This is a genomic window from Nocardia mexicana NBRC 108244 (genome assembly GCF_001613165.1).
GTDB lineage: Bacteria > Actinomycetota > Actinomycetes > Mycobacteriales > Mycobacteriaceae > Nocardia > Nocardia mexicana.
The window spans coordinates 33,413-55,309 of the sequence record NZ_BDBV01000049.1; the positions used below are offsets into that span (position 1 = coordinate 33,413).

A 21,897-nucleotide genomic window follows, 5' to 3' on the forward strand; every position below is an offset into this window, starting at 1 on the left:
GGACGAGGGTTCGGCGCGGGGAACGGACGGGGAGGCCCCTCTGCCGTCGCAAACGCGGACCCCCGCCCCTCGCTGCCGCAGCATCCGGCCGTGATCGACGCGGCGCCGCCGGTCCGGATCGGTTCCGCGGTGCGCCAAGACAATTCGCGGTTTTCCCGAAATATATTTCCAGTATTGGGAATGCGCGAGAAGGTTGCCGAATTCGGAGTGAATAATACGACTCGTGTCGATATCCGGGTCCGCCTGTGAAACGTATTTTCGTTCGGGGCAATGATTTTCGTGCGAGTAGAGCTGGTATGAGGCAAGAGGTGAAGCGCCAAAGTGGGTAGGGATCGTCGTTCCTCGCGTGGTAGTCGTCGTCGGGGCGGCGGCCTGCTCTTCGGGAATTTGCTCACCGCCGCGGTGGAATCCGCAGCCGACGCCGTCGCCGTGCGGGTCCCGCCGTCCGGCGCGGGAACCGCGGCCCGGGAGCTGACCTACCGGGAGCTCGACGAGTCCTCCTCGCGGCTGGCCCGCGAGCTCATCGACCGCGGGATCGGCGCCGGTGACACGGTCGCGATCGGCATCGCGCGCAGCATCGAATCGGTGCTGGCCGTCTGGGCGGTCGCGAAGACCGGCGCGGCCTACGTGCCGGTGGATCCGGCCTACCCGCCCGAGCGGATCGCGCACCTGCTCTCCGATTCCGGTGCGGCGCTCGGCCTGACCACCACGACGCACCGTCCGGCACTCGGCGCCGACGTCGACTGGCTCGAGCTGGACGAGCCCGCGCAGGCCGCCCGGATCGCCGAACGGCCGTCGCATCCGATCTCCTACGCCGACCGCGTGCGCCCGCTCACCGAGCAGCATCCGGCCTATGTCATCTACACCTCGGGGTCCACGGGGCGGCCGAAGGGCGTCGTGGTCACCCACGCCGGGCTCGGTGCGCTGGTGGCCTTCGTGCGCGAACGCTTCGGGGTGAGCGGGGATTCGCGGATGACACACGTGTGCTCGCCGAACTTCGACCCTTCCGTGCTGGAGTTGCTGGCCACCTTCTCCTCGGGCGCGACGCTGGTGGTGCCGCCGCCGGAGGTGTTCGGCGGCGCCGACCTGACGGAGCTGCTGCGGCGCGAACGCGTGACGCACCTGCTGATCACGCCCGGCGTCCTGGAGTCGGTGGATCCGGCGGAGCTGAGCGACCTCGCGGTCGTGATGGTCGGTGGGGACCGGCTCGGCCCGGAGCTGGTCGGGCGGTGGGTGCGGGACGGCCGGTCGTTCGCCAACGTCTACGGCCCGACCGAGGCCACGATCTGGGCCACCGCCACCGCGCCGATGGCGGCGGATGAGCCGATCACCATCGGTACCGCGCTCCCGGGGTTCGGTGCCTTCGTACTCGACACGCGGCTGCGCCCCGTGCCGTCCGGCGTCACGGGCGAGTTGTATCTGTCGGGTCCGGCGCTGGCGCAGGGGTATCTGGGGCGGCCCGGTTTGACCGCGGAGCGGTTCGTCGCAAGCCCGTTCGGCATCGATATCGGAAACCCGGGCACCCGGCTGTACCGTACCGGAGACCTGGTGCGGCGCAACGAATCCGACGGCACGATCGAATATATCGGCCGCTCGGATTTCCAGGTCAAGATCCGCGGCTTCCGGATCGAGCTGGGCGAGATCGACAACGCGCTCACCGCCCATCCCGATATCGACTACGCGGCCACCATCGGCCACACCCAGCCCTCGGGCGCCGCGGCGCTGGTGTCCTACGTGCTGCCGCGCGCCGGAACCGCCGTCGACACCGCCGCGCTGGCGGAGTTCCTCGCGGAGTCGTTGCCCGCCCACATGATTCCGGCACTGATCATGGTGCTGGACGAGATCCCGCTGACCCCGATCGGCAAGCTCGACCGCGCCGCTCTGCCCGCACCGGTCTTCGAGACGCAAGAATTCCGTGCGCCCGCCACCGCGGACGAGACCGTCCTGGCCGAGCTGTTCGCCGCCGTGCTCGGCGTGGAGCGGGTGAGCGTGGACGATTCGTTCTTCGCGCTGGGCGGCGACTCGATCCTGTCGATCCAGCTGGTGTCGCGCGCCAAGTCCCGCGGCATCGTGTTCAGCGCGCAGGACGTCTTCCAATACCGCACGGTGGCGGCGCTGGCCGAGATCGCTTCCCGCGCAGGAACATCTGTGCGGGAGGAGCTGGCAGAGCTGCCCGGCGGCGGCGTGGGGGAGATCCCGCTGACCCCGCTGATCGCGGCGACCGTGCGCGGTGGCACGTCGTATGAGCGGTACTCGCAGTCGATGTCGCTGCGTCTGCCGGAGGGCATCGACCGCGACATCCTGGTCGCGACGCTCGGCGCGGTGTTCGATCATCACGACATCCTGCGCGCCCGGTTGCGCGGTTCCGCGGAGCAGGGCTGGACCTTCGAGGCGCTGGAGCACGGCGCGGTCGATGCCGATGCGCTGCTGCATCGCGTGGAGGTGCCCGCCGATATCGACGACGCCGAGCTGTCGCGGCTGGCGAGCGCGGAATACGATGCGGCACTGGGACGCCTGGACCCGGCCGCGGCCGCGATGGTGCAGTTCGTCTGGTTCGCCTTCCCGGGACAGGACACTCGTCGCGACGTGCTGCTCGTCGTCGCGCACCACTTCGTCATGGACGGCGTGTCCTGGCGGATCCTGATCCCGGATCTCGCGGTGGCGTGGCTGCAGCTGGCGGCCGGTCAGCCGGTGTCGTTGCCCGCCAACGGAACCTCGGTGCGGCGCTGGGCGCACGCGCTGTCCGACGCCGCCGAGGATCCGGCGCGGATCGCGGAACTGCCGTTCTGGCAAGAGGTTTCGCAGACCCCCGATCCGCTGTTCGGTACCCGCCCACTCGATCCCGCCGTCGACACCTTCGCCACGCTCGAGCGGGTGCAGGTGACGGTTCCGGCCGCGGTGACCGATGCCGTGCTGACCGCGATCCCGGCGGCGTACCGCGGCGGCGTCAACGACGGCCTGCTGTCGGCGCTGGCGCTGGCGGTGAGCCGCTGGCGCGGCGAGACCACCGGCCGTCCCGCACTGGTCAAGCTCGAGGGGCACGGCCGCGAGGAGGACTTCGCCCCGGGCGCGGATCTGTCCCGCACGGTCGGCTGGTTCACCAGCGCGTATCCGGTCCGGATCGATCCGGTGGGCGCCGACCTCGCCGAGGCGTTCGACGGCGGGCCCGTGCTGGGGTCGGTGCTGAAGGCGGTGAAGGAGCAGCTGCTGGCGGTGCCGGACCGGGGCATCGGCTACGGCCTGCTGCGCCACCTGAATCCCGAGACCGCCGGGCAGCTGCCCGACGCCGGTCAGATCACCTTCAACTACCTGGGCCGCATCTCGGCCGGGGGCGCCGCCGACGCGGGCGAGGCCGCCGAATCCGGCTGGGTGCCGGTCACCGACCTGGGGTCGCTGGACGCGGAGCTGGATTCCGATATGCCCGCGAACGGGGCGATCGACATCAACGCGATCGTCACCGACGGCTCCGAGGGGCCGCAGCTGGGCGCGTCGTTCGCCTTCCCGGCCGGGCTGCTGACCCGCGAGCGGGTGCAGGAGCTCGCAGACCTGTGGGTCGAGGCGCTCACCGCGCTGGCCCGGCACGCGCGGCGGCCCGATGCCCATGGCCGCACGCCGTCGGATCTGCCGCTGGTCCGGGTCACCCAGCCGGATATCGAAGGGTGGGAACGCGATCACCCGGCGCTGGCCGACGTGTGGTCGCTGTCGCCGCTGCAGTCGGGCCTGCTGTTCCACGCCCTGATGGCGCAGGCGACGGTGGACATCTACACCACCCAGGCCCGGGTGGACCTGGGCGGCACGCTGGACGCCGGGCGGCTGCGCGCCGCCGCGCAGGCGATCGTGGACCGCTACCCGAATCTGCGGGCCGCCTTCGTCCCCGACTCCGGCGGGCACGCCGTACAGCTGATCATGGACTCGGTCGAAGTGCCTTGGCGCGAGGTGGATCTGACGCACCTGCCCGAGCCCGAGCGGGCGGCGGAGCTGGAGCGGCTGGTGGTCGCCGAACGCGAAACCCGATTCGACATGGCCGCAGCGCCGCTGATGCGCTTCGTCCTGTACCGCACCTCGGCGGTCGCCGACGGGCGGTGGCACCTGGCGATCACGTCCCATCACATCCTGCTCGACGGCTGGTCGGTACCGCTGCTGATGCGGGACCTGTTGCTGCTGTACGCAACTCGCGGTGATCAGTCCGCGCTGCCGCGGGTGGCGTCGTACCGCATGTTCCTGGACTGGCTCGCGAGCCGGGACCGCGAGGCGTCGCTGCGAGTGTGGGAGCGCGCGCTGTCCGGCGTGGACGAGCCGACCCGGCTCGCGCCGCCCCCGCGCGGCCCCCAGGGACACGCGATCGGCAAGCTGGCCACCGAGGTCGACGCCGAGCGCACCCGCCGCCTCACCAAGCGCGCCGCCGACCTCGGCGTCACGGTGAACACCGTCGTCCAGGCGGCGTGGGGCATCCTGCTGAGCCGGCTCACCGGCCGCGACGATGTCGTGTTCGGCGCCACGGTATCCGGTCGCCCGGCCGAGCTGACCGGCGTGGAATCCATGGTGGGCCTGTTCATCAACACGCTGCCGGTGCGGGTCCGCGTCGACGATCGCGTGGCGCGCGGCGAGGTGCTGCGACGGTTGCAGGCCGAGCAGGCCGAACTGTTCGACCACCACTACGTCGGCCTGCCCGACATCCAGCAGATCGCCGGTGCCGGAGCGCAATTCGACTCCCTGATCATTTTCGAGTCCTACCCGATCGACCGGGACGCCATCGCCGCCGCCAGCTCCATCGACGGCCTGTCGGTGACCGGCGTCGGCATGCACGACGAGACGCACTACCCGCTGACGCTGATGGTGCTGGCGGATTCGACGATCGAGCTCACCTGGAAGTACCTGGACAGCCGGTTCACCGCCGACGAGGTGGAAACCCTTGCGGCACGGATGTTCCGGGTGCTGGACGCGCTGATCGACGACCATGACGCGCCGGTGGGCGAGATCGACATCATGCGTTCCGCCGCCGAGCGGGACCGAATCATCCTGGACCGCAACGATACCCGGCATCCGGTGCGGCCCGGACTGCTGCTGGACGGCTATCGGCGCGCGGTGGCCGAGCATCCGGACCGGGTCGCGGTGGCCTTCGAGGGCCGGGAGCTGACCTATCGCGAATTCGACGAGCGGGTCAATCGACTTGCCCGCCTGCTGATCTCGCGCGGTGTGGGCGCGGAGTCGCTGGTCGGCCTGGCGGTGCGGCGCTCGCTGGATCTGGTCGTCGGTATGTACGCGATCGTCACCGCGGGCGGCGCGTACGTGCCGGTGGACCCCGATCACCCGGACGAGCGCATCGGCCATGTGCTGAGCACCGCGCAGCCGGTGTGTGTGCTCGGCACGACCGCCGACGCCGTGGCGGTGCCGGACGGAATTCCAGTGCTGCACATCGACACCGCGGAGACCGGCGAGTTCGACGGCGGCCCGGTGCGGGCGGCGGAACTGCTGCGGCCCGTCCATCCGGGCAACCCGGCCTACGTGCTGTTCACCTCGGGCTCGACCGGCCGCCCGAAGGGCGTCGCGGTCTCGCACGGCGCGATACACAACCAGATCGAATGGATGCTGGCCGAGTACCCGATGGGTGCCGACGACGTCTACTTCCAGAAGACCGCCACCACCTTCGACGTCTCGCTGTGGGGCTACTTCCTGCCGCTGCGCGCCGGGGCGAAGCTGGTCGTCGCCACGCACGACGGTCATCGCGACCCCGCCTACCTCGCGGAAACGATGGCCGCGCAACGGGTTACCGTCACCGACTTCGTTCCCTCCATGCTCACGGTCTTCGCCGCGCACACCGCGCCGGGATCGGTGCCCGCGCTGCGACGGGTGTTCGCGATCGGCGAGGCACTGCCGCCCGAAACCGTCACCGCGCTGCGGTCGGTGTCGGACGCCGCGGTGCACAACCTGTACGGGCCGACCGAGGCCGCGGTCTCGATCACCTACTGGCCCGCCACGGGCGAGGAGCGCTCCAGCGTGCCGATCGGCCTGCCGGAGTGGAATTCTCACGTGTACGTGCTGGATTCGCGGCTGCGCCCGGTGCCCGAGGGTGTCACCGGTGAGCTCTACCTGGCCGGTGATCAGCTGGCCCGCGGCTATGTGTCGCGCCCGGACCTGACCTCGGACCGGTTCGTGGCGAATCCGTTCGCCGCGAGCGAGCGGATGTACCGGACCGGCGATCTGGTGGTGTGGCGCGAGCAGGCGCTCGAGTACCTGGGCCGCACCGACTTCCAGGTCAAGTTCCGCGGCCAGCGCATCGAACTGGGCGAGATCGAATCGGCGCTGCTGGCGCAGCCGTCGGTGAGCCAGGCCGTGGTCACCGTGGTGTCCTCGGAGCTGGGCGACCAGCTGGTGGCGTACACGGTGCCCGCACCCGGTGCGCGGATCGATTCCGATCAGCTGCTCCCGGCGCTGCGGCGGACCCTGCCCGTCTACATGGTTCCGGCGGCGATCGTGGAGCTGGCCGAGTTCCCGCTCAACACCAGCGGCAAGCTGGACCGGAAGGCCCTGCCGCGGCCGCGATTCGCCGCCCGCGAGTTCCGCGCGCCCGCCACCCCGATCGAGGAGATCGTGGCCGGGGTGTTCGCCGACGTCCTCGGCATGGACCGCGTGGGCGCCGACGACGACTTCTTCGCCCTCGGCGGCAATTCGCTGATCGCCACCCAGGTCGTGGCCCGGCTGAGCGCGGCGCTCGATACGCGGGTGTCGGTGCGGGCGCTGTTCGACACGCTGTCGGTGGCCGCGCTGGCGGCCGGGATCGTGCCGGGCGCTGGCGACGCGTCGGATCGTCCGCCGCTGACCCGGGCCGCTCGGCCGGAGTTCGTTCCGCTGTCGCTGGCGCAGCAGCGCATGTGGGTGCTCAACCAGGTCGACCCCGAATCCCCTTCGTACAACCTGCCTTTCGCCATCCGCCTCACCGGCGACCTGGACATGCCCGCGCTGCGGCAGGCCGTCACCGATGTCCTGGAGCGGCACGAGGCGCTGCGCACGCGGTTCCCGGTGCGCGGACCCGGCGGGGAACCGTACGAGGAGATCCTGCCGGTCGCCGCGGCGCTGCCGGACGGGCTGGTGGTCGAGGCCGCCACGCCCGGCGATCACGACCGGGTCGCCGCGCTCATGTCCGCGGGGTTCGATGTCACCGCGCAGCCGCCCGTGCGGGCCCGGCTGTTCTCCGACGCGGCCGCGGGTGAGCACCTGCTCGTCGTTGTCGTGCACCACATTTCGGCCGACGGTGTGTCTTTGGCGCCGCTGGCCCGGGATCTGGTCACCGCGTACCTGGCGCGGACCGGCGGCACGGCGCCGGGCTGGGCCCCGCTCGCGGTGCAGTACGCCGACTTCGCGATCTGGCAGCGGTCCGTCATCGGTACCGACGAGGACGAGACGTCGATCGCGGCAGGACAATTGGACTATTGGCGGCAGCAGCTCGCCGGTGTGTCCGACGCCGCGCGGCTGCCGCTGGACCGTGCGCGTCCGGCGCGTCCGTCCGGGCGTGGCGCGTCGGTCGTGACCGTCGTACCCGCGGCCGCGCACGCCGGGCTGGCCGGTATTGCGCGCGAACACAATTCGTCGCTGTTCATGGTGGTGCACGCCGCGCTGGCGGGGCTGCTGGCCCGCCTCTCCGGCGGTTCGGACATCACGGTCGGCACGCCGATCGCGGGCCGGGGCGCCGCGGTCCTCGACGATCTCGTCGGCATGTTCGTCAACACCCTGACCCTGCGCGTGAACGTCGACCGGGCCGCCCCGTTCGCGGCACTCGTCGACCGCGCCCGCGAGACCGACCTGTCGGCCTTCGCCCATGCGGACATCCCGTTCGAGCGGGTGGTCGAGGCGGCCGGTGCGGACGGCCCGCCGTTCCAGGTGATGCTGTCGTTCCAGAACCTCGAACAGCCCGCGCTCGAACTGCCGGGCCTGACGGTCGCGGCGGTGGATACCGGCGAGATCGTGGCCAAGTTCGATCTGCAGGTCACGGTCGAGCCGCGCTATGCCGAGGACGGGACCCCGGACCGGCTCGTCGTCGAATTCGCCTACGCGACCGACATTTTCGACGAAGCCACCGTGCAGGGCCTGGGGCGGCGGTTCGAGCGGCTGCTCACCGCGGTCGCCGCGGACCCGCAGGCGATCGTCGGTGACGTGGACCTCCTCGACGCCGCCGAACGCGACCGGGCGCTGTCGGCGCCGGTACCCGCCCGGCCGGAATCGGCGGAGCAGGACGCGGTGGCGCTGCTGCCGCAGTTGCTGGCCGACGCCGTCGACGACAACCCGGACGGCATCGCGGTCGTGCTCGCGGACGCCTCGCAGCGGCTGGACGAGCTGGAGTACGTCGACCTCGACGAGCGGTCGACGCGGCTGGCGCGACTGCTGATCGGCCGCGGCATCGGCCCGGAAGACCTGGTGGCCGTTGGCATTCCGCGCTCGGTGGAGTCGGTGCTCGCGGTCTGGGCGATCGCGAAGACCGGCGCCGGATTCGTGCCCGTGGACCCGAACTACCCGGCCGATCGGATCGCGCACATGGTGGCGGATTCGCATGCGGTACTGGGACTCACGGTCGAGCAGCTGGCCGCGGGTCTGCCCGGTGAGCTGCCGTGGCTGGCCATCGACGGCGGCGACATCGATCGCGAACTCGACGGCTGTTCGGCCGATCCCGTGACCGACGCCGACCGTCTGCGGCCGTTGCGCGCCGAGCATCCGGCGTACGCCATCTACACCTCCGGATCGACCGGCAAGCCCAAGGGCGTGATCGTCACCCAGGCCGGGCTGGCGGGCTTCTGCGCCGAACAGCGCGAGCGGTACCGGGTGACGAGCAGCTCCCGCACACTGCATTTCGCGTCCCCGTCGTTCGACGCCTCCGTGCTGGAACTGCTGCTGGCCGTCGGCGGCGCCGCCACGATGGTGGTGGCCGCGCCGACCGTCTACGGTGGCGCGGAACTGGCCGCCCTGCTGCGCCGGGAGCGCGTGACGCACTCGTTCATCACGCCGTCGGCGCTGGCGTCGGTCGATCCCGAGGGCCTGGACAAGCTGCGGGTGGTGATCGCCGGTGGCGAGGCTTGCCCGCCGGACCTGGTGCAGCGCTGGGTGATTCCGATCTCGGGCCGACGCACCCGGGAGCTGTACAACGGGTACGGGCCGACCGAGACCACCATCATGACCAATATCAGCACGCCGCTGGTGCCGGGGGAGACCGTCACCATCGGCGGTCCGATCCGCGGCATCACCGAATACGTACTGGACGAACGGCTCTCACCGGTGCCCGATCGAGCCGTCGGCGAGCTGTACATCACCGGCGCGCAGCTGTCGCGGGGGTATCACGAGCGTCCCGGGCTGACCGCGGCCCGGTTCGTGGCCGACCCGTTCGACCCCGACGGCGGGCGGCTGTACCGGACCGGTGACCTGGTGCGGCGGACCGGTGACGGGGATGTGGAGTACCTGGGCCGCAACGACTTCCAGGTCAAGATCCGCGGGTTCCGCATCGAACTCGGCGAGATCGACGCGGTTCTCGCCACACACGACGCGGTCGACTTCGCCGTCACCGTCGGGCATGAACTGCCCAGTGGTGCAACGATTCTCGTCTCCTATGTGCACGCGTCCGCAGGGTCCGAGGTGGCGGTCGAGGACCTGACCGCGCTCGCCGAGGCCAGCCTGCCCGCGCACATGGTGCCGACGACCGTCATGCTGCTCGACGAGATCCCGCTGACCCCGGTCGGCAAACTGGACCGCGCCGCGCTGCCCGCGCCCGTCCTGCACACCCGGGAGTTCCGGGCGCCGTCCGGTCGGCTGGAAGAACTGGTCGCGGACGTGTTCACCGAATTGCTCGGTCCCGCAACGCCCGTCGGCGCCGACGACGACTTCTTCGAACTCGGCGGCAACTCGCTGATCGCGACCCGGCTGATGGCCCGGCTGGGCGCCGCGTTGAACCTGCGCGTCCCGGTCCGGCTGCTGTTCGAGGCGCCGACGGTGGCGGCGCTGGCGGCCCGCCTGGACGAGCAGTCCACCGCCGACGACCGCCCCGCCCTCACCGCGGGCCCACGGCCGGAACAGATTCCGCTGTCGCTGGCGCAGCAGGGCCTCTGGCTGCTCAATCGCCTCGATACCGCCTCGGTCGCCTACAACGTGCCGCTGGCGGTGCGGCTGACCGGCACCGTGGACGCCGAGGCGCTGCAGGCCGCCATCGCGGACCTGGTGACCCGGCACGAGATCCTGCGCACGGTCTACCCGCCGAGGGAGGTGCCGGACGGGAGCGGGCGCGATGCCGCCGTGCAGGTGATTCTGCCTGCGTCGCAGGCAGTTCCGCAGCTGCGGGTCGTGCCAGTCGATCCGGCCGAGCTGATGGAGGAGCTCGCCGCGCTGGCGCGGACGGTGTTCGATCTCACCGCCGAGGTGCCGGTGCGGGTCGTGCTGTTCGACCTGGGCGCCGCGAACGCCGGTGGGCGGGAGTACGTGCTGGCGATGGTGGTGCATCACATCGCCGCCGACGGCTCGTCGATCGGCCCGCTGGCCCGCGACCTGATGACCGCCTATGCGGCACGCGGCGCGGGGGCGGCCCCGGAGTGGGCCCCACTGCCGGTGCAGTACGCCGATTTCAGCATCTGGCAGCGGTCCGTGGTCGGTTCCGAGGACGATCCGCGGTCGCTGGTGTCCGAGCAGATCGCCTACTGGCGGGAGGCGCTGGCCGGGCTGCCCGACCAGCTGGACCTGCCGTCGGATCGGCCGCGTCCGCTGGTGCGGTCCATCGCCGGTGGCCGGGCCGAGGTGTCCATCGATGCCGAAACCCACCGTGCGCTGGCCGAATTGGCGCGCGCCGAGGGCGCGACGCTGTTCATGGTCGTGCACACCGCGCTGGCGGTGCTGCTGGCGCGGCTGTCGGGCACCGACGATATCGCGATCGGCGGACCGGTCGCCGGGCGCGGCAACGCCGCGCTGGACGACCTGATCGGCATGTTCATCAACACCCTGGTGTTCCGCACCCGCTACGACGGCGATGCGAGCTTCCGCGAGCAGTTGGCCCGGCAGCGCGAATCCGACATCCAGGCATTCGCGCATGCGGACGTGCCGTTCGAGCGCCTGGTCGACGCCCTGAATCCGGTGCGGTCGACCGCCCGGCACCCGCTGTACCAGGTGGCGCTGTCGTTCCAGAACCTGGGCTCGGTCGAACTGGAACTGCCCGGGCTGACCGTGGCGAGCCTGGACGTCGGCGCCGAGGTCTCGCAGTTCGACCTGCACTGGATGATCGGCGACACCTACGACGCGGCGGGCGCCCCGGCGGGTCTCGGCGGCATCGTCACCTACGCCACGGACATGTTCTCCCACGACACCGTGCAGGGCTTCGTGGATCGGTTCGTGCGCCTGCTCGCGGCGATCGCCGCCGACCCCGCCGCCGTGGTCGGCGATATCGACCTGCTCGACGCGGGCGAGCGCCCGCGACTGCTGTCCGACACCGCGCATCCCGTGGCGGGAGAACTCCTGCTGACCGGCTTCCGCCGCGCCGCGGCCGCGACACCGGACGCACCGGCCCTCGTTTCCGGCGAAACGGCTTGGAGCTACCGGGAATTCGATGCGCGGGTGAACCGCCTGGCGCGGTACCTGATCGCGCAGGGGATCGGTCCGGAATCCGTGGTGGCACTGGCCATGCCGCGTTCGCCGGAGCTGCTGGTGGCGATGTACGCCGTGCTGACGGCGGGCGGCGCCTACCTGCCCCTGGACCTCGACCATCCGGCGGGCCGCATCGCATATGTGCTGGAGACGGCCGAGCCCGTCTGCGTGCTGACGACCGGCGGTGATCCGGTACCGGGGTCCGGCGTGCGGGTCGTCGAGATCGATGCCCTCGAATTGTCCGAGTACGTAGCCGATTCCGTCGCCGCCCGCGAACTGCGCGCCCCGCTGCGCCCGGACCATCCGGCGTACGTGCTGTTCACCTCCGGATCGACCGGCCGTCCCAAGGGCGTGCTGGTCTCGCACGGCGCGATCACCAATCAGATCGAATGGATGGTGGCGCACTACGGATTCGGGCCCGGCGACACCTACCTGCAGAAGACGGCGACCACGTTCGACGTATCGCTGTGGGGCTTCTTCGCTCCGCTGTGGGCGGGTGCGCGGCTGGTGCTCGCGGCGCCGGACGGCCAGCGCGACCCGGGCTACATCGCGGGCCTGATCGCCACGCACGAGGTCACGCTCACCGACTTCGTCCCGTCGGTGCTGCAGGTCTTCCTCGCCGCCGCGCGGCCGGAGCAATTGTCCTCGCTGCGTGACGTTTTCGTCATCGGCGAGGCGCTGCCGCCGGGTACAGTCGCCGAATTCGCCGCGCTGTCCGACGCCGGGCTGCACAACCTGTACGGCCCCACCGAGGCCGCCGTCTCGGTCACCTACCGGCAGGCCTCGACCCGCGACCGCGCGACGGTGCCGATCGGTGTGGCGCAATGGAATACGCGCACCTACGTGCTCGACACCCGGCTGCACCTGGTGCCCGCCGGAGTGGTCGGCGAATTGTATTTGGCGGGAGACCAGTTGGCGCGCGGCTACATGCGCCGCGCGGAGCTGACCGCGGACCGTTTCGTCGCCGACCCGTACGGCCCTTCGGGCGCCCGGATGTACCGCACCGGCGACCTCGTTCGCCGCGACGCCGACGGCGTACTGGAATACCTGGGCCGCAGCGACTTCCAGGCCAAGATCCGCGGCCACCGCATCGAACTCGGCGAGATCGAGACCGCCCTGCTGGCCGAGCCCACCGTCGCCCAGGCCGTGGTGGTCGCGGCGGCCACGGAGACCGGCGACCAGCTCGCCGCCTATGTGGTCCCGGCAGCGTCGACCGGCCCAGCCTCCGCGGGCACCCTCTCGGTGGACGCCCTGCGGGAAGCGCTGGGGCAGGTGCTGCCGTCGTACATGGTGCCTTCGGTGATCATGGTGCTCGACTCCTTCCCGACGAACGACGCGGGCAAGCTGAATCGGGCGGCGCTGCCGCGGCCGGTCTTCCGGGCCCGCGAGTACGTCGAACCGGCCGGCGTCACCGAACGTCTTGTCGCCGAGGCGTTCTGCGAGGTGCTCGGCGTGGCCCGCGCGGGCGCCGAGGACGACTTCTTCGATCTCGGTGGCACCTCGCTGCTCGCGTTCACGCTGCAGCGCGCGCTGACCGCCCGGCTCGGCGTGGACGTGCCGATGGCCGCGGTGTTCACTGCGCCCACGGTGCGCGGCCTCGCGGCCCGCATCGACAACCCGGACGAACCGGCGGTCGCGGTGCCGCCGGTCGACTTCGCCACGCTCGCCGCCGATGCCGTGCTCGACCCGGATATCGACGGCGCGGGCGCCGCCCCAGCCCGCACGCGGGCGCCCCGGGACGTGCTGCTCACCGGCGTCACCGGATTCGTCGGCGCGCATCTGGCGCGGGAACTGTTGTCCGGCACCGACGCCCGGGTGTGGTGCCTGGTGCGGGCCGACGACGAGGAGCAGGCGCACAAGCGGATTCGCGACGCCCTGGAGAAGTACCGCATCTGGGACGACGCCGACCGCCGCCGGATCGTCGCGGTGCCGGGCGATCTGGCTTCGCCCAGGCTCGGGCTGGACGGACCCGAATACGCCCGCCTGGCCGACCAGATCGAGGCGATCTATCACAACGGCGCCCGCGTCAACCACATCGAGCCCTATGCCCGGCTGCGGGCGGCCAATGTGGCGGGCACCCGCGAGGTGCTGCGGCTGGCGACGCTCGGGCGGATCAAGCCCGTGCACTTCGTCTCCACCGTCAACACCGTCGTACCGGCCGCTCCCGCACCGGATTTCATCGGCCGCGAGGACGCCCACCTGGACGTTCGCGACGTCGCCGCGAACGGGTACGTAGCCAGCAAGTGGGCGGCCGAGCAGCTGATCCGGCAGGCGGGGGAGCGCGGTGTCCCGGTGAGCATCTACCGCCCCGGAATCGTGAGCGGTGACCCGCGAGTCGGTGTGAACAGCGTCGACGACTCGTTCTGGAACATGATCCGGGCCGCCGCCGTGCTCGGACTGGCGCCCGACACCGGCGATGCCGCCATGCCGCTGGTGCCGGTGAACTACGTCGTGCAGGCGATCGTGGCGCTGTCCGCGCTGCCCGCGGACGGGTCGGCATACCACCTGGTGCACTCGGAGTCGGTGGCGATCGCCGACATCTTCGAATCGTTGCGCGGCAACGGGATTGCGGTCTCGGTCGCGCCGATCGAGGAGATCGCGACCCGCCTGGCCGAGGAGGCCGCCACCCGCGATGCGTCCGGCGACGATTCGCTCGTGCGCGCGGTGCTGGTCAGCGGCAACTACGGTGGAACCGTCGCCCCCGTGGACGACACCCGGACGCGGGCGGCGCTGCGCGGCGAGGGCATCGACTGCCCGCCGATCGACGCGGCGGCGCTGGATGCCTATGTCCGGTCCTTCATCAACTCGGGCTTCTTTCCCAGCCCCGACTGATCAGCCATCCCCGTTCGGAAGGAATCTATGACCACCCAAGCCGACTCGCGTCCCGCCGCCGCCTCGGGCACCTTCGCCCTCGGCGGCGATCTGCCCGTGCATCGCCTGGGCTACGGTGCGATGCAGATCACCGGTCCCGGTGTGTGGGGTGATCCGAAGGATCCGGAGGAGGCGATCCGGGTGCTGCGCCGGGCCGCCGAACTGGGTGTGACCTTCATCGACACCGCGGACTCCTACGGCCCCTTCGTCAGCGAGACGCTCATTCGCCATGCGCTGCACCCGTATTCGGACGATATGGTCATCGCGACCAAGGGCGGTCTGAGCCGTCCCCGCCCCGGTGAGTGGATTCCGGTCGGCCGTCCCGAGTACCTGCGCCAGCAGCTCGAACTGAGCCTGCGCCACCTGGGTGTGGAGCGCATCGACCTGTACCAGCTGCACCGCATCGACGCGCAGGTGCCGCTGGCCGATCAGGTCGGCGAGCTGGCGGCGCTGCAGAAGGAGGGGAAGATCCGGCACATCGGGCTGTCCCAGGTCACGGTCGCCCAGCTGGCGCAGGCGCGCAAGATCGCCGAGATCGTCTCGGTGCAGAACCTGTACAACCTGGCCGACCGCAGCGCCGAGGACGTCCTCGACTACGCCGAGGCGAACAATATCGCGTTCATTCCCTGGTTCCCCATGGCCACCGGCGATCTCGCCCGCCCGGGCGGGCCGCTCGACACCTTCAAGCGCGAGGACGCCACCCCGTCCCAGCTCGCGCTCGCCTGGCTGCTCCGCCGCTCGCCGGTGATCCTGCCCATCCCCGGCACCTCCAGCGTCGCGCACGTGGAGGAGAACATCGCCGCGGCCACCCTCACCCTGACCGACGACGAGTATGCCGCGCTGTCCGCGGTGAACAAGCCCGCGACCGCCGCCAAGGGCCCGCGCTTCCGCCTGCCCAAGCTGGGCCGCTGATCCCGGCCGAAAGCATGCCGGGATAGACGGGAGGCCGGGACGCCGGGAAGGTGGCGCGCGGCCCCGCCTCTATCGAGGCGGGGCCTGCCTTCCTATCGTTGTCAGCCGACCAGGTTCTTGCGGAGTTTCAGGATGGTTCCCGGGTCCAGGCCCAGGCCCTGGGTGAGGAACTTGCCGAAGTCGCCGTAGGTCTGTTCCAGCTGGCGGATGGTGGTGTCCAGGTATTCGTTACGCACCTCCTGCAAGGGGATCAGCAGGTCCGGGTTCTGCATGTATCCGGCCTGCTTGACCTGCTCGCGCAGCTTGGCGTCGGCGGCCGCGCGGTACTCGTTGGACAGCAGATAGTCCTGGCGCGCAGTCGATTCCGGCACGCCGACGGCCCGCAGCACCACGTAGGTGGTCCAGCCCGTCCGGTCCTTGCCCGCGGTGCAGTGGTACAGCGTGGGCTTGCCGGTGGCCGCGAGATCCTTGATGGTCTGGCCGAACTTCGCCCGCGAATCATCGGACAGGAAGCTGCCGTACACCTGCCGCATGATGCGCTCGGCGCCGCCGTTGCCGAGCAGCTGCTCCTGCTTCACCGGATCCTTGGACTGGATCACCTGCATCATCTGCTGGAACAGGCCGGTGTCGTCGATCGGGCGGGATACCAGGGGTACGCCGGGCGGCAGCTTGTCCGGTCCCATGAACTGCACCTCGCCCGGAGTCCGCAGATCGATGGCCGCCTGCAGGCCCAGCGAACCCAGCTTCTGGATATCGGCATCGGTCAGTTTCTCCAGCGAATCGGCGCGAATCGCCTTGCCCGCCTTGGTGGTCTTGCCGTCGTAGGTGCGGTAGCCGCCGATATCGCGGACATTGACCGCGCCCTGCAGGGTGATGCGCCCGGCGGCGGCACTCGCCACCGACGGCTCGTCCGCGGACTGTCCTTCCGCCGACGGCGCCTCCGGCACGACGGGGTCGGTGGTCGACGGTTCGCCGGTCACCGACGGATTCGCGGGCGCCGACGGCGGGGCCGTCACCGAGGGTTGGGTCGTCGACGGGTCGGCCGTCGCCGGACCGGCGGTCAGGGCGACGGCCGTAACGGCCGCGCCGAGAAGGGAAATGAGGGAAATCTTCATGGCGGGCGACGTTAGAACCGGTTGCACCCACCGCGACAGCTTTCCCGCCTATCTCGCCGCCCTTGCCTCACTCACCGGGACTACCCACGCACTCACCGGGATTCACTATCGACAACACAAACCCCCCACGCCCCCAACGCATCCGAAGTGTCGCGTATGCCGGTACGGCATATACCCACTCGAATTCGGCTATCGTACAGCGACTTCCGCCCCGCGAGTGATTTGCCGGAGCACTGTTACCCGATAGCAATCGCCGGAAATTCGGGAAGGCTGTTCTCGAAACGGCCGGAGCCCCAGCCGAATTCGGCTGGGGCTCCGGGAGAACGCTTGCGGTACAGCGACTTACACGTCGTAGTACAGCTCGAACTCGTAGGGGTGCGGACGCAGGTTGACCGGGGCGATCTCGTTGTCGCGCTTGAGCGAGATCCAGGTCTCGATGAGGTCCTCGGTGAAGACGTTGCCCTCGGTGAGGTACTCGTGGTCCTCCTCGAGCTTGTTGATGACCGACTCCAGGCTGGTGGGGGCCTGCGGGATGTTCTTGGCCTCCTCCGGCGGGAGCTCGTAGAGGTCCTTGTCGACCGGGGCCAGCGGCTCCAGCTTGCGCTTGATGCCGTCCAGGCCGGCCATCATCATCGCGGCGAACGCCAGGTACGGGTTGCCCGAGGAGTCCGGCGCGCGGAACTCGATGCGCTTGGCCTTCGGGTTGTTGCCGGTGACCGGGATGCGGACCGCGGCGGAGCGGTTGCGCTGCGAGTACACCAGGTTGATGGGGGCCTCGTAGCCCGGCACCAGCCGGTGGTAGGAGTTGATGGTCGGGTTGGTGAAGGCCAGCAGCGACGGGGCGTGGTGCAGGATGCCCGCGATGTAGTGCCGCGCCAGATCCGACAGGCCGCCGTAGCCGGCCTCGTCGTGGAACAGCGGGCTGCCGTCCTTCCACAGCGACTGGTGGGCGTGCATGCCCGAGCCGTTGTCGCCGAACAGCGGCTTCGGCATGAAGGTGACGGTCTTGCCCTCGGCCCACGCGGTGTTCTTCACGATGTACTTGAACAGCTGCAGGTCGTCGGCCGCCGCCAGCAGGGTGCCGAATTTGTAGTTGATCTCGGCCTGGCCCGCGGTGCCGACCTCGTGGTGGCCGCGCTCCAGCTCGAAGCCGGCGTTCTGCAGGTTGGTCGCGATCTTGTCGCGCAGGTCGACGTAGTGGTCGTACGGCGCGACCGGGAAGTACCCGCCCTTGTTGCGGACCTTGTAGCCGCGGTTGAGGGTGCCGTCCGGGTTGAACTCGGCGCCGGTGTTCCACGAGCCGGAGACGGACTCGATCTCGTAGAAGGAGCCGTTCATCGCCGAGTCGTAGCGGATGGAGTCGAAGATGTAGAACTCCGCCTCGGCGCCGAAGAAGGCGGTGTCGGCGATGCCGGTGCTCTTCAGGTACTCCTCGGCCTTACGCGCGACGTTGCGGGGGTCGCGGCTGTAGGCCTCGCGGGTGAACGGGTCGTGCACGAAGTGGTTGAGGTTCAGGGTCTTCGCCGCGCGGAACGGGTCGATGCGAGCCGTGCTGAAATCGGGCAGCAGGAGCATGTCCGACTCGTCGATCGACTGGAAACCGCGCACCGACGATCCGTCGAACGCCAGGCCCTCTTCGGCCAGGTCGGCCGTGAAGGCCTTCGCCGGGATCGAGAAGTGCTGCTGCACACCGGGGAGGTCGGTGAACCGGACGTCGACGTACTCGACCTCCTCCTCCTTGATGTACTTGATGACCTCGTCGGCCGTGCTGAACGCCACTTAGTACTCCTTACGGATCGGTTCCCAGCCTGTGCCGATTGCTGGGCGTCGTCGATGAACGCTATGGACGCGGTGTTTCCCGACAATCAAGACTGTGTTTCGCCAGTGTTACACGTAGCGCCGACCGCGCACCGCGGCGTCCCGGAGCCGTGCACGGGGCCGGGGTCGACGCCGATCGTTGCTCGACCAGCACGCATATCCTGCCACTCCGCGGAAGCCGGCGGTCGCGGAGGTCCGTAAATATGTGTTACGAATCGCGCCTCGAGTGCCGCGGCGCGCTGAGAGTTTCCCGCGCGCAACCTGCCCACCGTCATTCCCGGCATGTTCTTGCCCGGAATCGACCGAGAGATCCCGGCCAAAAGCATGCCGGGAGTGAGGGCAGCGGCATGCCGAGGGTGGGAGCAGCGGGCATGCCCAAGGGGTGAGAGCGGGCGTGCCGGAGTGAGAGCAGCGGCATGCCGAGGGTGAGAGCAGCGGGCGTGCCCAGGGGGTGAGAGCAGCGGGCGTGCCGGGAGTGAGGGCAGCGGCATGCCGAGGGTGAGAGCAGCGGGCGTGCCCAGGGGGTGAGAGCAGCGGGCGTGTCCAGGGGGTGAGAGCAGCGGGCGTGTCCAGGGGTGAGAGCAGCGGGCGTGCCGGGAATGACAGCAGTGGGCGTGCCGGGTGTGACGTGGCCCGTTCGAGCCTGGTGCCTAAGCTGGGGGCATGGCGCGAATCACCGGTTCCTGGCTGTCCGGACCTGATGCGGCGGACCCGGGTGGCCCTGGGCCGGACGAGTATCCGGGCAAGCTGCTCGGGCTGCCGGAGTCCGGCGCGGGATCGCTGGTGTCGATGATGCGGCGCATCGCCGGACTCTTCATCGACTGGTTCATCGCCATGGGGATCGCGGCGATCATCACGCGCGGAGGATCGATCAACACCCTCACGCTGCTGGTGTGGTTCGTGCTCGGCGTGGGGTGCGTGACCCTGTTCGGGTTCACGCCCGGCCAGTTCTTCCTGCGCATGCGGGTGATCCGGGTGGACGCCGAAGCCACGGTCGGTTTCGTCCGCGCCCTGGCCCGCCAGGTCCTGCTGATCTTCGTGGTCCCCGCCCTGTTCACCGACTCCGACGGCCGCGGCATGCACGACCGCGCCACGGGAACGGCCCTGGTCCGCTCCCGCTAGCCAGCCCAATTCCCGGCATCGCCTTCGGCAGCGCCGCCCCACCTCCCGGCCTGGCACCCCGCCATTCTTGGTGTGCACCCCGTCATTCCTGGTGTGGTGCCCCGCCATTCCCGGCCTGGTGCCCGTCATTCCCGGCCTGGCGCCCATCATTTCCCGGCATGCTCTTCGCCGGGACGAACTCAGCGGCGGCGGATGGTGCGCTGGACGCCGCGCATCTTGGCGCCCGTGGGCAGCGGGCCCTTCGGCAGGGCCGGGCCGCCGCGCGTGGCGAGTGCCGCCAGGCGGCCCTCGATGAGCTCCATGCGCTTGGCGTCGATATTGCGGGGGAGCTTGGTCAGGTAGCGCTGCAGGCCCTTCAGCGGGACCTGGCCCTCGTCATTGCCGATGACGACGTCGTAGATCGGGGTGTCGCCGACGAGCCGGGCGGTCTTCTTCTTCTCCTGTGCCAGTAGCGACTTCAAGCGTGACGGGGAGCCCTCGGCGACCAGGATCACGCCCGGCAGGCCGATCACGCGGTGCACGGCGTCGAGCTGGGTGGTGGCCGCGACACCCTGGGTGACGCGCCACTTGCCCTGCAGGTTGTCCAGCACCCAGGCGGCCGCGCCGGCCTGGCCCTCGGCCCGCGCGTACACGTTGCGCTGCACCCGCCGCCCGAAGATGATGAACGCCACCAGCGCGCCCAGCAGCAGTCCGACCGGCAGGAAGAACCACTGCAGGCCCACGATCAGGCCGATCACGAACAGCACCACGGCGATGCCGACGAATGCGCCGATCATCAACGGCAGCAGGAGCTTGTCTTCCTTGCGCTGCATCTGGAACGCCTGCCAGAGCTGCTGGCGTCGCTCCTTCGACGCCTGCTTGCGCGCCGCCTTTGCCGCGGCCTTCGCTTCCTTGGACGGCTTCCCGCCCTTCCCTGCTGCCATGGCACTCAGGATATCGGGAATGCCCGATAGCTTCGGCGGCGGGAGGGACCGCGTGCGCCTCGGCCGTTCCGGTCGTGACGGGAGGCTGTTTGGGAGCCACCTGGGCGGCTACCCCGGGGACGAGTCGGTCGAACCGGACACCGGTGGGCCGGTGGGCGTTGTGACGAGTGACCGGGGTGCAGGGGCCCGATCGGCAGGTCCGAAGGGTACGAGGCGTATGGCGAATTCTGAAATCGTTTGGGTGCGAACAGAGTTCGAGGGCTGTTCGATCATCCGGCCGCGGGGCGAGCTGAATTCGCTCAACTACCGGCATTTCAGCGACGACCTGGTGAAATTCGCCCTGGACGAGCCGCGAGCCGTCGTCGTGCCGGTGGACGACCTCGCGATCCCCTCCGATCTGTCGCTGACGGCGTTCTCCAGTGCCTGGATGCGCACCGGTACCTGGCCTGCGGTGCCGATCCTGCTGGTCGCGACGTCGGCGATGCTGCGTGCCCGCCTCCGGTCCAGCGTCGTCGATCGCTTCGTGCCGGTATTCGCCACGGTCGAGGCGGCAGTGGCGGATCTCGCCGATACGCCGCCCCGGCGGCGCGCCACGATCAAGCTCACCCGAGCTCCGCCGTCCGGGCGGCGGGCCCGGCAATTCATCGAGGAGGTTGTCGAGCGGTGGGCCGTGCCCGAAGTGCGCGCCGATGCCGCCCTGGTCGTGACGGAACTCGTGGAGAACTCGCTGATACACGCGGACAGCCACGACGAGATCGGGTTGCGGTTGGAACTGTGCAAGGGAGTGTTCACCGTGGCGGTGTCGGACAGCGACCCGCGCGCGGCTGTCCTGCGCGAGCCCGTGCCGGGGCCGGATCAACCGGGCTCCTTGCATATCGTGGCGCGGCTGGCGCTGGCCTGGGGGTGTACGCCGCGTCGTCCGCTGGGCAAGGTGGTGTGGGCGGCGCTGCCGGTTGCCGCACGGTAGCCCGTCCGGTCGGCAGGTTTCGGTGGCTGGAACATGGGCTACTCGAAACAGAAGGATTCGTCTTCAGATCGGCAGGGCGGATCGAATATCGAGCGCTGTGGCGCCGACTATCGGGAGGGCGCTGTGAGCCCCACCGTCTCCGCTGTGACGAACCACCGAAGGCTCGGTGAGCCGAACCTGTCCGGAACATCCCCCATCTCCTCGTGGCTCACGGGAAACGTCGAATTTCGAGGCTGGGACGTGCTGCTGCGCGCACAAGGGGAAGTGGACGCGTGCACGTTGCCGACATGGAAGCATCTGCTGGGTGCGGCCGCCGCGCGGGTGACACCGCCCGGTCGGCTCGTCATCGATCTCGAGGACCTCGACTTCATGGGTTGCCGTGCATTTGCCGCTCTGGCCGACGAGGCCATCCGGTGCCAACGGCAGGATATCGACGTGCACCTGGTCAGCACCGCCTCGATCGTGCGGCGCATCGTCGCGGCCGCCGACCTCTCCGGATTGCTGCCCGTCCATCCCAGCGTCGAGACCGCGTCGTCCGTCAGGTGACCGCCGACCCCCACCA

General features: G+C 70.1%; 9 protein-coding genes. 6 read left to right on the forward strand and 3 right to left on the reverse strand.

The window, feature by feature from the left end:
* Window positions 1–90: 90 nt before the first annotated feature.
* The 3 genes from NM1_RS42375 (at window position 91) to NM1_RS19950 (ending at window position 15,390) form a co-directional block, all read left to right on the forward strand.
* The gene (locus tag NM1_RS42375) at window positions 91–249 is read left to right on the forward strand and encodes a hypothetical protein (protein ID WP_157123964.1); all 159 of its coding nucleotides are present in this window, start codon (window positions 91–93) and stop codon (window positions 247–249) included.
* A gap of 153 nt (window positions 250–402) precedes the next feature.
* A complete protein-coding gene (locus NM1_RS19945; protein WP_169814294.1) occupies window positions 403–14,439 on the forward strand; it encodes a non-ribosomal peptide synthetase in 14,037 nt (4,678 codons plus the stop codon).
* A 27-nt stretch (window positions 14,440–14,466) separates the two neighbouring features.
* The gene (locus tag NM1_RS19950; protein ID WP_068021729.1) at window positions 14,467–15,390 is read left to right on the forward strand and encodes an aldo/keto reductase; all 924 of its coding nucleotides are present in this window, start codon (window positions 14,467–14,469) and stop codon (window positions 15,388–15,390) included.
* 101 nt (window positions 15,391–15,491) lie between these two features.
* Here the strand turns inward: NM1_RS19950 and NM1_RS19955 are convergent, their stop codons facing one another.
* Complete coding sequence (locus tag NM1_RS19955) at window positions 15,492–16,505, reverse strand: tyrosine-protein phosphatase (RefSeq protein WP_084519810.1); 1,014 nt, start codon at window positions 16,503–16,505, stop codon at window positions 15,492–15,494.
* Window positions 16,506–16,847: 342 nt separating this feature from the next.
* On the reverse strand, window positions 16,848–18,284 hold the full coding sequence (gene glnA / locus NM1_RS19960) for a type I glutamate--ammonia ligase (RefSeq protein WP_068021732.1): 1,437 nt from the start codon (window positions 18,282–18,284) through the stop codon (window positions 16,848–16,850).
* A gap of 702 nt (window positions 18,285–18,986) precedes the next feature.
* On the opposite strand from glnA, the gene NM1_RS19965 reads away from it, so the two are divergent.
* The gene (locus tag NM1_RS19965; RefSeq protein ID WP_068021735.1) at window positions 18,987–19,445 is read left to right on the forward strand and encodes an RDD family protein; all 459 of its coding nucleotides are present in this window, start codon (window positions 18,987–18,989) and stop codon (window positions 19,443–19,445) included.
* 179 nt (window positions 19,446–19,624) lie between these two features.
* Here the strand turns inward: NM1_RS19965 and NM1_RS19970 are convergent, their stop codons facing one another.
* Window positions 19,625–20,368 carry a DUF4191 domain-containing protein gene (locus NM1_RS19970; RefSeq protein WP_068021737.1) on the reverse strand — a complete coding sequence of 248 codons (744 nt, stop codon included), beginning with the start codon at window positions 20,366–20,368 and terminating at the stop codon, window positions 19,625–19,627.
* Window positions 20,369–20,609: 241 nt separating this feature from the next.
* Between NM1_RS19970 and NM1_RS19975 the strand changes: the two genes are divergently transcribed.
* Together NM1_RS19975 and NM1_RS19980 are read left to right on the forward strand one after the other, a co-directional pair.
* Window positions 20,610–21,335, forward strand: coding sequence for an ATP-binding protein (locus tag NM1_RS19975; RefSeq protein WP_147289002.1), 726 nt, complete (start codon window positions 20,610–20,612; stop codon window positions 21,333–21,335).
* Between the two features lie 144 nt (window positions 21,336–21,479).
* Window positions 21,480–21,881 carry an anti-sigma factor antagonist gene (locus NM1_RS19980; RefSeq protein WP_169814295.1) on the forward strand — a complete coding sequence of 134 codons (402 nt, stop codon included), beginning with the start codon at window positions 21,480–21,482 and terminating at the stop codon, window positions 21,879–21,881.
* The last annotated feature ends 16 nt before the right edge of the window (window positions 21,882–21,897 follow it).

Excerpts from the sequence above, each read along its gene's own strand:
- NM1_RS19965 (WP_068021735.1), top strand. The coding sequence starts at position 18,987 with ATGGCGCGAATCACCGGTTCCTGGCTGTCCGGACCTGATGCGGCGGAC.
- NM1_RS19970 (WP_068021737.1), bottom strand. The coding sequence starts at position 20,368 with ATGGCAGCAGGGAAGGGCGGGAAGCCGTCCAAGGAAGCGAAGGCCGCG.
- NM1_RS19950 (WP_068021729.1), top strand. The coding sequence starts at position 14,467 with ATGACCACCCAAGCCGACTCGCGTCCCGCCGCCGCCTCGGGCACCTTC.
- NM1_RS19955 (WP_084519810.1), bottom strand. The coding sequence starts at position 16,505 with ATGAAGATTTCCCTCATTTCCCTTCTCGGCGCGGCCGTTACGGCCGTC.